This is a genomic window from Lentzea sp. DG1S-22, assembly GCF_036321065.1.
GTDB lineage: Bacteria > Actinomycetota > Actinomycetes > Mycobacteriales > Pseudonocardiaceae > Lentzea > Lentzea jiangxiensis.
Window position 1 is genome coordinate 4,830,381 of the sequence record NZ_CP143276.1, and the last position, 12,499, is coordinate 4,842,879.

A 12,499-nucleotide genomic window follows, 5' to 3' on the forward strand; every position below is an offset into this window, starting at 1 on the left:
TGCTCAAGCGAACAGCAACACGATGCCGCCGAGCAAGAACAACGCCGACACCACGGCGATGGCGAGCACCCGTCCACGCGACGCCCCGGTGTGCTTCACAGCGATTCCCAACGGACCGATTCCAGCCACAACAGCCCCTTTCGGAGGCATGGCAACGGCGGCGCGCACGGTCCCGAACGCCACGCCCAACGGCGACACGCCGAGTTCGTGCGCCCCCAAGACATCTGCTTCCCACTGCTCGCGATAACGGTCATCACCCACAACCGCCGCCGCGAACCGCACCAACAACAACGCCGCTCTCACTGCGCCGTCCTCGGCACCAACCGCGGCGCCGGAGCAGCCCGCGCCACCACCCGACGCGCTTCCGCCGCACCTTCGGGCGTCAGCCGGTACATGCGCCGGCGCGGCCCACGCCGTTCGGCGTCGTCGTCCCAGGCCGAAGTGACCCAGCCGGCCCGCTCCAGGCGGTCCAGCAGCGGGTAGACGCTCCCGGACGGCCTGCCGGTGAGCTTGATGACCTCCAGGCCCCACCGCGGCTCCCCGGCACCGAGCAGCACCTCGAGCACGTCGACCGTGGCCTTGCCGATGCGTTGCAGTGGCTCCACGCCACTAAGACCACCTATGTAGATTAAGACGTTCAAGCAGCTCTTCGCGGAACTGCAGCGCCGACGCCCGCTCCTCCTCGGAGGCGTGCACCTCCCGCGCCAGCGCGCCTTCGAGGATCTTCAACGCCTGCCGCTGGGCACCGTGCGACCCGGCGAGCGTGACCGCGCTGGTCAACGCCCGCGACAGCCCGTTCGACCGCACGGATTCCGGCACGGCCGGCACCACGCGGATCCAGTTGCCGCCGGGATCGACCACCAGGAACCCGTCGCGCCGGGGCCGTGTCATCCGCGGGATGCCGGTGAGCAGCACCTGCCCGTACACCGCGCGCATGCCCGCGGCGAACACCTCGTACAGCTCCCGCGGATCCTCGACCTGGATCAGGCACGAGCTGTACGACCGTTCGGCGCCGTGGCCGGGGACGCCGAAGAAGTGGAGGTTGATCTCCTCGCGCCGCACCGAGAGGTAGGCGTTCGGCCGGTGCTGCCGGTAGGTGACGGTGAACCCGAGCATCACGTAGAACTCGGCCACCTCGTCGATGGACTCGCACGGCAGCAGCGGGATCGTCACCTCGTTGGCCACGCCGCCACGCTAGACCCGCAGGTCAGCCGTCGACCAGCAATCCGCGCAACGGTCCTTGCAATCTTCCGGCGCGGCGGGACACGCCGGGCAGCGACGTCACGCGCGCCGGACGCTCCAGAGCCGGGCGCCACATCCCGTCCACGACCTCGTGCACGGGACCGGAGACGTCGCCCTCGAGGCCGTGCAGGTGCTCCGCCCACAGCTTGAGCCGCGTCGCCCGCACGACGTCCGCGTCGTCGGTCACGACGTTGACCTCGGTGTCGTTGAACAGCGAGTGCTCGTTGAGGTTCGCGGAGCCGACGGACATCCACTTGTCGTCCACGATGCACAGCTTCGCGTGCACGTAGACGGGCGCGTCACCGTGGGAGACGAGGGTCGCGGCGAGGACGTGCTTGCCGGGATCGGCGTCGAGCATCCGGCCGAGCTGCCCGCGCGTGGTGTCGGCGCCGTTGCTCGGCTTCTGCGGCAACACCAGCACCAGCCGGAAGTCCGGTGAGGGCGGGTTGCTCAGCTTCTCCAGCAGCACCTCGGTGATCTCGGGCGACCACAGGAACTGGTTCTCCACGTACACGAACGACTCCGCCGCCCGCAGCGCCCGCAGGTACGAGTCGAGCAGGCTGAAGTCGCCGTGCGGGGAGAAGTCGTAGGTCTTCTCCGGGACCGTGCGGACCAGCTGCACCGACGAGGACCCGGCCTCGGGCGGCACCTCCGGCGCGGGCAGGGTCTCTCCCGCGATCTCCAGCCAGCGCGCGGCGAAGTGCGCGGCCACCTCGGCGACGACGGGTCCTTCGAGGCGCGCGATGTGGTCGTGCCAGCCGAGGTCGCGCGGCGGGTGGTCCGGCGAGTCGTGGCGGTCGCCCTCCACCGCGGTCATGTCGAGGCCTCCGACGAACGCCACGTCGTCGACGATCACGATCTTCTCGTGGTGGCAGTGCAGGGTGCGTTCGCGCGCGTCGAGCTCGCAGCGGACCGCACCGCACTCCAGGAACGCCTTCTGCGCCGCCAGAGCGCGCTTCCGCGTCGGTTCGAAGAACGGCACGGGCGGGCCCGCCCACAGCAGCACGCGCACCGGCACCCGTTCCGCGGCGGCCGACAGCAGTTCGCGCAGCTGCGGCGCCCCCGGTTCGCGGGTCAGCCGGAAGTCGGGCGACGCGTGCCAGTTCGCGATGTGGACGTACTTCTGAGCGCCCTCGATCGCCTTCGCGATGACGGGGAACGCGTTGGCCCCGTCCACCAGGACCTCGATGTTGTTGCCGTGCTGCACCGGACGGCGCGGGGTGAACCACCCCGCGCCGTCGCCTTCGAGCACGTCGCCCCACCCCAGCCGCCGCAGTCTTCGCGTGTGGTGGGAGCAGAGCAGATTCTCCAGCCCGTCGCCGAGCCGGGCGTCGAGAACATCGAGTAGGCCCACGAGACGCGGGTTTACCCGATTCACGCGCTTCTAAACGGCGAGCACCGTGGTCGTACCGGGTTCGACCTCCGTGAACCCCGCGTCCCGCACCGCCACGACGTCGTCACGGCCGATCAGCGCGTCCCACTCGGCCGGGGACGGCGTGCGCACGGCGCAGCGGTAGTCCAGGTCCGCCCACGCCTTGAGCTCGGTCTCGGACAGCCGTGGCGCCAGCAGCATCGACGCGTGCCCGACCTGGGCCGCGAGCTTGCCCGCGGACATCTCGACGCGCGGGTTCACGTACAGCAGCCGGGCGCCCTCCGGCACCTCCCCCGGCTCGTCCACGGGCAGGTCGGAACCGGAGATCTGCAGCTTGGCGACCTCGCGGGGCGTCTCGGACACCAGCACGGGCAACAGCGACCGCACCGACGCCCCGTCCACGGTGATCGTCACACCCGGCAGGTCCTGCACGGCCTCCCACTGCACGCCGCGGGCCCGCCGCGACACCTTGCGGATGCGCCCGGCCACCCAGGCGCGAACGGCCTCGTGCCACTCCCCGCCCACGTCGGCACGGGGGTCGAGGCACACCGCGACCGCCGAAGCGGCCGCGGCCTCCAGCAGCGCCGTCCTGGACGGCGGGTCGACGCGTTCGATGCGCAGCACCATCGGCATCGCGCGGACTTCGGACTCCTCGGCGTAGTTCCGGGAGGCGATCAGGTCGAGGATCGTCACAGCCGGGTCAGCTCCAGGCCGTCCGCGGCGTCCGCGGCCTCCACCTCGGCCCGCGTGACGCCGAGGATGAACAGCACCGCGTCGAGGAACGGGTGCGACAGCGCGGTGTCCGCCACCTCGCGCAACGCCGGCTTGGCGTTGAACGCGATGCCGAGGCCCGCCGCGTTGAGCATGTCGATGTCGTTCGCGCCGTCGCCGACCGCGACGCACTGGGCGAGCGACACGCCCACCTCCTCGGCGAACCGGCGCAGCGCGACCGCCTTGCCCGGCCTGTCGACGATCTCGCCGACGACCTTGCCGGTCAGCTTGCCGTCCACGACCTCGAGCGTGTTCGCGGCGCAGAAGTCGAGCTGCAGCTCGTCGGCGAGGCCCGTGATCACCTTCGTGAACCCGCCGGACACGACCCCGCAGAAGAACCCGAGGCGCTTCAGCGTGCGGATCGTCGTGCGCGCGCCGGCCGTGAGCTCCAGCGACGCCCCGACCTCGTCCAGCACCTTCTCGTCGAGGCCCTCCAGCAGCGCGACCCGCCGGCGCAGCGACTCGGCGAAGTCGAGCTCACCGCGCATCGCGGCCTCGGTGATCTCGCGCACCTGCTCCTCGCACCCGACGTGCGCGGCCAGCATCTCGATCACCTCGCCCTGGATGAGCGTGGAGTCGACGTCGAAGACGACCAGGCGCTTGGCGCGGCGGGTCAGCCCGGCGCGTTCGACGGCGATGTCGAGGCCCACCCGCACCGACACGTCGGCGAGCGCGGACCGCAGCTCGGCGTCGTTCTCCAGCGTGTCGTCGGCGACCGAGACGCGCAGCTCGAGGCCCGTGACGGGGTAGTCGGCGACGCCGCGGATGGCGTCGATGTTCACGCCGAGCGACGCCAGCCGGCGCGCGACCTCGGTGAACGCCTTCGCCGTGACCGGGCGGCCCAGCACGATCAGCACGTGCGAGGACTCCAGGCGCGCGCTGCGCTTCGAGTCGGCGCCGATCTCGATCTCCACGTGCATCGAGACGGTGGCCATGGCCTGCTCGACCGACTCCTGCAGGCCCTCCGGGTCGTGGTCGGTCGAGACCAGCGCGCCGAGCACCAGCCGGCCCCTGATGACGACCTGCTCCACGTCCAGCACCTCGACGCCGTGCCTCGTCAGCACGGCGAAGAGCACGGAGGAGACACCGGGCTTGTCGGGTCCGGTCACGGTGATGAGCACGGGCGTTTTCACGTCGTCGTCTCCTCGTAAGACGCGGCGAGCCCCGGCCGCGCGAAGCAGCCGGGGCTCGTCGTTGAACCTGTGAAGAGCAGGTTACTTGTCGTGCTCGGAATCGTCCTTCTCGGAGGCGGTGCCCGACTTGATCGCCGATGCAGCCATCTCCGACAGCGCCGGCGGCGCCTGCTCGTGCGGGATCGTCTTGCCGGTGAAGGTCACGTGGCCCTCGTTGCGGATCCGCTCGATCATGTGCGGGTAGTGCAGCTCGAACGCCGGGCGCTCCGAACGGATCCGGGGCAGCTCGGTGAAGTTGTGCCGCGGCGGCGGGGACGACGTCGCCCACTCGAGCGAGTTGCCGTAGCCCCACGGGTCGTCCACCGTCGTGACCTCGCCGAAGCGGTAGCTGCGGAAGATGTTCCAGATGAACGGCAGCGTCGAGGCACCCAGCAGGTAGGCGCCGATCGTCGAGATCATGTTCAGCGTCGTGAAGCCGTCGGACGCGAGGTAGTCGGCGTACCGGCGCGGCATGCCCTCGTTGCCCAGCCAGTGCTGGACGAGGAAGGTCGCGTGGAAGCCGATGAACGTCGTCCAGAAGTGCAGCTTGCCGAGCGGCTCGTCGAGGAACCGGCCGGTGATCTTCGGGAACCAGAAGTAGATGCCGGCGAAGGTCGCGAACACGATCGTGCCGTAGAGCACGTAGTGGAAGTGCGCGACGACGAAGTACGTGTCGGACACGTGGAAGTCGATCGCGGGCGCGGCCAGCAGGATGCCGGACAGACCACCGAAGAGGAACGTGACGATGAAGCCGATGCTGAACAGCATGGGCGTCTCGAACGTCAGCTGGCCCTTCCACATCGTGCCGATCCAGTTGAAGAACTTCACACCGGTCGGGACCGCGATGAGGAACGTCATGAAGGCGAAGAACGGCAGCAGCACGGCGCCGGTCGCGTACATGTGGTGCGCCCACACGGCGACGGACAGGGCGGCGATGCCGAGGGTCGCGTAGACCAGGCCGTTGTAGCCGAAGATCGGCTTGCGGCTGAACACCGGGAAGATCTCCGACACGATGCCGAAGAACGGCAGGGCGACGATGTAGACCTCGGGGTGGCCGAAGAACCAGAACAGGTGCTGCCACAGGATCACGCCGCCGTTGGCGGGGTCGAACACGTGGGCACCGAGGTGGCGGTCGGCCAGCAGGCCGAGCAGCGCGGCGGTGAGGATCGGGAACGCGAGCAGCACCAGCACCGACGTCACCAGGATGTTCCAGGTGAAGATCGGCATCCGGAACATCGTCATGCCGGGCGCGCGCAGGCAGACCACGGTGGTGATCATGTTCACCGCGCCGAGGATGGTGCCGAGACCACCGACCACCAGGCCGGAGATCCACAGGTCGGCGCCGACACCCGGCGAGTGGATGGCGTTGCTGAGCGGCGTGTACGCGAACCAGCCGAAGTCAGCCGCACCACCGGGGGTGATGAAGCCCGCCATCACGATCAGGCCGCCGAACAGGTACAGCCAGTACGAGAAGGCGTTGAGCCGCGGGAACGCCACGTCGGGTGAGCCGATCTGCAGCGGCAGGATGAAGTTCGCGAAGCCGAAGACGATCGGCGTCGCGTACAGCAGCAACATCACGGTGCCGTGCATCGTGAAGAGCTGGTTGTACTGCTCCTGGCTCAGGAACTGCATGCCAGGCCGGGCAAGCTCGGTTCGGATCAGCATGGCCATCGCGCCGCCCACCATGAAGAAGGCGAACGAGGTGACCAGGTACATGATGCCGATTTGCTTGTGGTCCGTGGTGCGGAACATCCGCAGCAGGAAGGACCCCTTGACCGCAGTGCGCGTCGGATAAGGACGCGTTGCGATCGGCTGCGGGGCTACGGCCGTCACGGTGCCTCCAGGCCTTGGTGGGACCAGTCGTTCGGGAAACTCCCCGGGATATTAGACGCAACCGATCAGCTCCATTCGGGTGGGCCGGGGCCGGTGGCCAGCGGCGTAGCGCAGGTCACACGTATCCTGCCGCCGTGCTCCGAATGCTCGCTGTCGCTTCCGTCCTGTCGCTGGCCGCCTGTGGCACTCCCGCCACGCACAACTCCGCGGACGTCGCGTTCGCGCAGGGCATGGTCCCGCACCACGAGCAGGCGCTGGAGATGAGCGGCCTCGTCGGCGACCGCACCGACAACCCCCGCCTCGCCGACCTGGCGAAGCGCATCTCCGCCGCCCAGAAGCCCGAGATCGACCGGATGAACGGCTGGTTGCGGACCTGGGAAGCGCCGGTCCAGGCGTCGTCGCACACGTCGCACGGCCACTCGGAGTCGCACGGCGTGGTCGACCTGGGCAACCTCGCCGAGCTCGAGGGCACCGAGTTCGACCGCCAGTGGCTCTCGCTGATGATCCAGCACCACCGCGGCGCCGTGGAGATGGCCCGCAGGCACCTGACGGCCGGCACCGACCCGGAGACGCGCAAGCTCGCCCAGGACGTCGTCAGCCACCAGGAGAAGGAGATCGCGGAAATGGAGTCGCTCCTCCCCCAGGGCTGATGCCAGCCTTCCGCCCGTGGACGCTCTGTCAGCCGCGGTCTCGTTGGCAACCTCACACGGCGTGGTCTCCTCCGACCCCGTCGTGCTGAAGCGGGGCAGCAACGTCCTCGTGCACCTGCGCCCGGCCCCGGTCGTGGCCCGCGTAGCCGCGCGCACGGCCCTGATCAGGCCTTCCGTCGCCGACCACTTCGCGCGTGACCTGTCGATCTCGGCGTTCCTGGCGGCTCGCGGCGTGCCGGTCGTGACACCGTCCAGCGAGCTGCCCGCAGGACCCCACACGGTCGAGGGCTTCGTGATGTCGTTCAGCACGTATGTCCCGCACGAGCCCGGCGCCCGGCTACCGCGCGAGGACGTCCTCAAACTCCTACCGGACCTGCACGCCGAACTGAGGCACTACGAAGGCCCGCTGCCCGTTCGCGGCCCCTTGGACGACGTGGACAACGTCCTGGCCTACCTGACCCGTTGTGGCGTGCCGGACCTCGACGGGTTCCACGCGTGGCGCGACTCGCTGGCGGCCCGCTGGACCGAGCACCACCGCGACGTCCAGCCCCTCCACGGCGACGCCCACCCCGGAAACCTGCTGCTCACCCCGTCCGGCCCCGTATGGAACGACTTCGAGGACGCCTGGCTCGGACCGGTCGCCTGGGACCTGGCCTGCTCCACAACCGAAGAAGCCGCCTCACGCGCCGTAGAGCTGTACGGCGGCGGAGCGGCTCCTTCGGACGTGGAGTTCCACGCGGAAACACGGACCATGTTCGGCACGCTCTGGGGCGTGCTCGTGGAGTGGTCTTAGGCGCGACGCCTGCGCATCACGAACAGCACGGCGGCACCGGCGGCCACGAGCGCGGCACCGAGGCCGAGCAGCCACGCGGATCCGAAGCCGGTAGCGGCGAGGTCCCGCACCTCGGCGACCGGCACGGGCGCAACGGTGGTCGTCGTCGTGGGCGCGGCCTCAGCGGAAGAAGACGACGTGGCCGGCTCGGAGCTCGAAGCAGAAGTCGGCGTCGACGTGTGGGTCACGGTCGACTCGGACGTGGTGGTGGTGGTCGTCGTCGTGGTGGTCGTGGTGCTGGTGGGCGGCTGTTCGACAGCGACACCGCACCCGAACCACTGGCCGATCTCCGGAAGGGTTCCGCCGTCGACGACCGGAGCGCGCAGCTCGTTCCACGGCAGCGCGTCTCCGAGTTCGTCGGCCAGGTAGACGTTGAAGACGTCCCCCGCCTTCACGAGCATGCCCGTGACCTCCACGTCCTCGGGCAACCCGGTGATGTTCAGGTGCTTCCGGTTGTCGCCGCCGGTGTAGGCGAACTCACCCGGCAGGACCACGTTCCCGCTCAGCCCGCCCACGGCGCAGGCATCGGGGTGGTTGACGTCGACGAACTGGGAGAACGGCTGCGCACGCGGGTCGTCCGTGGTCACCTCGTCGGCGAACGCGCTGGTCGCGAGCACCGGCGAGGCCACAGCGGCCAGGGCGGCCGAGGCGAGCAGGCCGGAACGTCTCAGAGGCGTCACACGCATCGGTCACTCCGTGGGGGTCGGCGGATGCCGCGATCTAAGACGATCGACGTCCCCCGAACGGGTTAGGTGACGATCAACAGCGCACCTCGTGGCCGAGTCGTTATTGCTCCGTGAGGTGTAACCCCAAACGAAAAAGCCGCCCCACGCGCCGTAGTGATCTACGGGCGCGTGGGGCGGCTTCTTCATGGCGTGGGCTTAGGCGCGACGCCTGCGCATCACGAACAGCACGGCGGCACCGGCGGCCACGAGCGCGGCACCGAGCCCGAGCAGCCACGCGGACCCGAATCCGGTCGAGGCCAGGTCGTCCTCGTCGGCGACCGGGACGGGCGCGACCGTCGTGGTCGTCGTGGGCGCGACCGCGCCGGAAGTCGTGGTGGTCGTCGTCGAGCTCGTGCTGGAGCTGGGCGACGAGGAGAGCGTGACCGTCGAGACCGTGGTGGTGGCCGTCGTCGTGGTCGTGGTGGTGGTCGTCGTCGTGTCCTTGACACCGCAGCCGTACCAGTGGCTGATGTCCGGAACCTTGTCGTTCTTCAGCGGCGACCGCAGGTCGTTCCACGGCAGCGACCCGAGCTTGCCGGCGAGGTAGACGTTGTAGGCGTCGGCGCCCTTCACCACGATGCCGGTGACCGTCACACCCTCGGGGCCGGCGGTGATGTCGAGGTCCTGCTTGCCCACGCCACCCGTGAAGGTGAACTTGCCGGGCGCGATCGGGGTGCCGCTCAGTCCACCGACGGTGCAGGCGTCGTCGTGGTTGATGTCGACGTTGCCCGCGTACGCGACCGCGCGGTCGTCACCAGAGCCGGGAGCCGGCTGGTCAGGCCGGGCGGACGCGGTGGCGACCAGCGTGAGGGTGGCCACGGCAGCCACCGCGGCGGCACCGGCCAGGCCGGATCTTCTGAGGGGCGTCAGGCGCATCGTCATTACTCCGTGGGGGTTGGCGGATTCGGCGATCTAAGACGATCGACGTCGCCCGATCGGCCTAGATGACGGTCAACTACACCCTTGTGGCCGAGTTGTTATGCGTCCGTGAAGTTGAATCCTGAACGACCGAACGCCGAAGGGGCCGCCGTGGCGGCCCCTTCAGGTCGGAACAGCAATGCGGCGCTCAATCGTTCTGCTCGACCTCGGCAGGACGCAGGAACACGGTGCCACCGCCGGTCGGCATGCGCCGGAACCAGTCCACGGAGCTCACAGGCTGGCCGATCACCGGGCCGGCCCCGGTCGGAAGATGAGGGAGCGAGGCGCCTGCGCTGTGCGGAGCCTGCGGCCGGCGAAGTGGTTCGTTCGGGGTGGTCATCATTCCTTCTCGGATGTATGTGCTGGCTCGATGAGGGACCACGACGCCAGCGAACCGATCGTGGTTCTCAAGCGTCGCAATGCGAGATCCGAGATGGTCTGCCATTCCTCGCACGCCTGTGGCAAGAGGAGCTCAACCGATCTTGGGGTCTTGTCGTTGAGTTGGCCTACAACCCAGCTCGCGTCGGAATCGAGCCAAAAGATGCCGGGTGGCTGGGTGGCACGGCCGACAACCGCGCGTCCGGTGGACGCACGCCGGATGCGTACGTCCGGATGGAGGCGGAAGTGGCCGTCATCAAGGGTCTCGTCGCAAAGGGTGGCACAGTCCACTTCGGATCGCCGAATCACGTCACCAGCGGGTGAACCGAAGAGTCCGTGAAGCAGTTGACGCGCGTCGGAGAGCAGGACTTCTTCGTGCTCCAGCAACCAATCACCGATCTCGGTCGCCCGCGCGCGGGCGACCGGGAGCAGTGAGAAGGGGCCGGGCGGTTCGGTGCCGGCAGACGTGCTGAACTGCGCGAGGCAGGTGTAGGCGTGCCATGCCGCGAAGGTCTGTTCCAGTGGCCATCGAGCGTGCGACCACGAGTTCTCGAAACAATCGGCGTCTTCCGCCCTGGCGTCGACAAATTCTTTCACGATCGCCAGGTCGAAGAACTTTTCGTGCGCACCCTCGTGGACCAGCGCCTCCGCGACTTCGAGCGGAGTGGACGGTTCGTCGATGAGCACGATCCCCGGGACGTAGCGCGACGACGCCGAGACGACACCGCCTGACGTCTCCCGCTTGAGCACGGCAAGCATCGACACGTGCGCAAGCAGGTCGTCCGCCATTTCCGGAGCGATCTCGCGGAACAGCCGGACTCCCTCGGCGACGATCCCCAGAGCGCCGTCGAACCTCGCTCCGTCCGCCTCGGTGAGCGGCTCCGGACTGACGCCGGGTGGTGCCACGATGCGCAACGGCGCTTCGATCACCCGGGCCGCGGCGGGGTCGGACACCACGGCGACGCCGACGTCGCGCACGCGCACAGCCGCGGCTTCAGCCAGCCGCTCCAGATCGAGGTGGCCCTGCCCGGCGAGCACGCGGCCGATCTCGTAGCGGACGATCGGGTGGTCGACGAGGTTGTCCGACAACTCGGCACCGGGCGCGAACAGGTCGACCGCGAGCCGGTAGAGCGCGCGTCGCTCATCGACCAGCGCGGCCGCGGGTGCGATCGCGGCATGCAGCGCATGCGTGCTCGCGACAGGCGAACCAACCACCGAGACTCCGTAGTGACAGACCCGTGCCGACGTCCCCCGACGAAAAAGAAGTCAGGGACACCCCTGCACGTGCGGCGCGTCCCTGATCGCGCGAAGCGTACGGCACATCGTGACGCGCGCAACACACCGGGAGGCCGCACAAAGGCCGGTGCCCCGGCTCGCGTCTGGCGACGCGGACCGGGGCACCGACTTCCAGCTGGTCTTCCTCATCCGAACATGATGCTGGTGACGTTCACGAAGCCGACGACGGCGAGCGCGATGACCGAGACGGCGATCATCGTGAGCACGGTGCGCCAACCGATAGCGGTGACGGCGACCGCCACGGCGGCTGCTATTCCGAGTGCACTCCCTGCAGACATCTCGTTACCTCCCGACTAAGCGAGCGTGGGCCCCCAGGAGTGGGCGGTCCTGGGCGTCTCGCCTGTGTTCAGGGTCCCGTCTTGTAGGTTGTCTGTCAACCGTCGACTGGTTGCCAGACAAGTTGCAACCAGCCTGCGACAGGCCTAAGCTGGACCGATGTCCGCCGACGACACGCATCTCGGTGAGAGCTGGGCGCTCTCGCCGGATTCGCGACGGCCCCTGCCGGAACTGATCGAGCAGAAGCTCCGCGAGCAGATCATCGGCGGCACCCTCAACGCGGGAGACCGCCTCCCCACCGAACCGGAACTGGCCCGCAAGCTCGACGTCGCGCGGTCGTCGCTGCGCACGGCTCTGCAGCGGCTCCAGCTCCAGGGCATCGTCGAGGTGCGACGCGGCCTGGGCTGGTTCGTGCGCCGCACCGACCTGGCCGCCGTGGAGGAACACCTGGAAGGCCGGCTCGCGGCCCGCCAGTTCTCCCAGTCGGACCTGCTGGAAGTGCGGATCGCGCTCGAGACCACGGCCACCAGCCTGGCCGCGGTCCGGGCGGGGGACGGTGAACTGGACGAACTGGCCAAGCTGAACCGCCGCTACCAGCGCGCGCCCGTCGACGACGTCCAGGAGGTCCTGGAGTCGGACGAGGAGTTCCACTCGGCGCTGATCCGGGCCAGCCACAACGAGCTCCTCGAGCAGATGTACCTGGCACTCGTGCCCGGCCTGCAGGACTGCAAGCGGCACGCGCACCCTTCTCGTGAGGTGCACATCCGTTCCGCCAACGAACACGACCAGATCGTCTGGTTCCTGCGCCGGCACGACGAAGTGGGCGCGAAGAGCGCGATGACCACGCATCTGCTGGGTCTGTACGACGACGTGGCAGCGGACGACACGACACCCAGGGCGACTCTCAGCACGTACGTAGGGGTGTCGGACAACCCGATCTGGGGCAAGTCGCGCTGATACGGCGTGCACCGAAAGGCTCTGGCGCTCGTCCCCCATCACTCCCACCATGTATGGACGAACGCGGAGTGAGGGGG

Annotated in this window: 13 protein-coding genes; 3 read left to right on the plus strand and 10 right to left on the minus strand. The window is 69.0% G+C overall.

The annotated features are described in order from the left end of the window. Positions 1 to 3: 3 nt before the first annotated feature. From V1227_RS22085 to ctaD, 7 genes are all read right to left on the minus strand, one after another. Complete coding sequence (locus tag V1227_RS22085; protein WP_329787476.1) at positions 4 to 303, minus strand: hypothetical protein; 300 nt, start codon at positions 301 to 303, stop codon at positions 4 to 6. Next, positions 300 to 605 (minus strand): PadR family transcriptional regulator, encoded by a 306-nt coding sequence (locus V1227_RS22090; RefSeq protein WP_329787477.1) that lies wholly within the window; start codon positions 603 to 605, stop codon positions 300 to 302. Before V1227_RS22090 ends, V1227_RS22085 begins: the two co-directional genes overlap by 4 nt. Positions 606 to 609: 4 nt before the next feature. After that, on the minus strand, positions 610 to 1,185 hold the full coding sequence (locus V1227_RS22095) for a bleomycin resistance protein (RefSeq protein ID WP_329787478.1): 576 nt from the start codon (positions 1,183 to 1,185) through the stop codon (positions 610 to 612). Positions 1,186 to 1,207: 22 nt separating this feature from the next. Then, on the minus strand, positions 1,208 to 2,596 hold the full coding sequence (locus V1227_RS22100) for a phospholipase D-like domain-containing protein (RefSeq protein WP_329787479.1): 1,389 nt from the start codon (positions 2,594 to 2,596) through the stop codon (positions 1,208 to 1,210). Positions 2,597 to 2,626: 30 nt separating this feature from the next. Next, positions 2,627 to 3,247 carry a peptidyl-tRNA hydrolase gene (locus V1227_RS22105; protein ID WP_329794081.1) on the minus strand — a complete coding sequence of 207 codons (621 nt, stop codon included), beginning with the start codon at positions 3,245 to 3,247 and terminating at the stop codon, positions 2,627 to 2,629. 56 nt (positions 3,248 to 3,303) lie between these two features. After that, on the minus strand, positions 3,304 to 4,518 hold the full coding sequence (gene serB / locus V1227_RS22110; protein ID WP_329787480.1) for a phosphoserine phosphatase SerB: 1,215 nt from the start codon (positions 4,516 to 4,518) through the stop codon (positions 3,304 to 3,306). Between the two features lie 81 nt (positions 4,519 to 4,599). Next, entirely contained in the window at positions 4,600 to 6,390 is a 1,791-nt protein-coding gene (gene ctaD / locus V1227_RS22115; RefSeq protein WP_329787481.1) for an aa3-type cytochrome oxidase subunit I, read from the minus strand. A gap of 143 nt (positions 6,391 to 6,533) precedes the next feature. Here ctaD and V1227_RS22120 point away from each other — a divergent pair, with 143 nt between their 5' ends. Then, positions 6,534 to 7,040 carry a DUF305 domain-containing protein gene (locus tag V1227_RS22120; RefSeq protein ID WP_329794082.1) on the plus strand — a complete coding sequence of 169 codons (507 nt, stop codon included), beginning with the start codon at positions 6,534 to 6,536 and terminating at the stop codon, positions 7,038 to 7,040. Positions 7,041 to 7,056: 16 nt separating this feature from the next. Then, positions 7,057 to 7,833 carry an aminoglycoside phosphotransferase family protein gene (locus V1227_RS22125; RefSeq protein WP_329787482.1) on the plus strand — a complete coding sequence of 259 codons (777 nt, stop codon included), beginning with the start codon at positions 7,057 to 7,059 and terminating at the stop codon, positions 7,831 to 7,833. Here V1227_RS22125 and V1227_RS22130 read toward each other — a convergent pair. From V1227_RS22130 to V1227_RS22140, 3 genes are all read right to left on the minus strand, one after another. Further along, entirely contained in the window at positions 7,830 to 8,558 is a 729-nt protein-coding gene (locus tag V1227_RS22130; protein ID WP_329787483.1) for an LPXTG cell wall anchor domain-containing protein, read from the minus strand. The genes V1227_RS22125 and V1227_RS22130 overlap by 4 nt on opposite strands. Positions 8,559 to 8,753: 195 nt before the next feature. Next, positions 8,754 to 9,473 (minus strand): LPXTG cell wall anchor domain-containing protein, encoded by a 720-nt coding sequence (locus V1227_RS22135; RefSeq protein ID WP_329787484.1) that lies wholly within the window; start codon positions 9,471 to 9,473, stop codon positions 8,754 to 8,756. Positions 9,474 to 9,854: 381 nt separating this feature from the next. Further along, positions 9,855 to 11,108, minus strand: coding sequence for an aKG-HExxH-type peptide beta-hydroxylase (locus tag V1227_RS22140; RefSeq protein WP_329787485.1), 1,254 nt, complete (start codon positions 11,106 to 11,108; stop codon positions 9,855 to 9,857). A gap of 516 nt (positions 11,109 to 11,624) precedes the next feature. Between V1227_RS22140 and V1227_RS22145 the strand changes: the two genes are divergently transcribed. After that, entirely contained in the window at positions 11,625 to 12,422 is a 798-nt protein-coding gene (locus tag V1227_RS22145; RefSeq protein WP_329787486.1) for a FadR/GntR family transcriptional regulator, read from the plus strand. The last annotated feature ends 77 nt before the right edge of the window (positions 12,423 to 12,499 follow it).

What these genes read in the sequence shown, in the direction of transcription:
- V1227_RS22105 (WP_329794081.1), bottom strand. Translation starts at nt 3,247, where the DNA reads ATGCCGATGGTGCTGCGCATCGAACGCGTCGACCCGCCGTCCAGGACG.
- V1227_RS22120 (WP_329794082.1), top strand. Translation starts at nt 6,534, where the DNA reads ATGCTCGCTGTCGCTTCCGTCCTGTCGCTGGCCGCCTGTGGCACTCCC.
- V1227_RS22130 (WP_329787483.1), bottom strand. Translation starts at nt 8,558, where the DNA reads ATGCGTGTGACGCCTCTGAGACGTTCCGGCCTGCTCGCCTCGGCCGCC.
- V1227_RS22135 (WP_329787484.1), bottom strand. Translation starts at nt 9,473, where the DNA reads ATGCGCCTGACGCCCCTCAGAAGATCCGGCCTGGCCGGTGCCGCCGCG.
- V1227_RS22145 (WP_329787486.1), top strand. Translation starts at nt 11,625, where the DNA reads ATGTCCGCCGACGACACGCATCTCGGTGAGAGCTGGGCGCTCTCGCCG.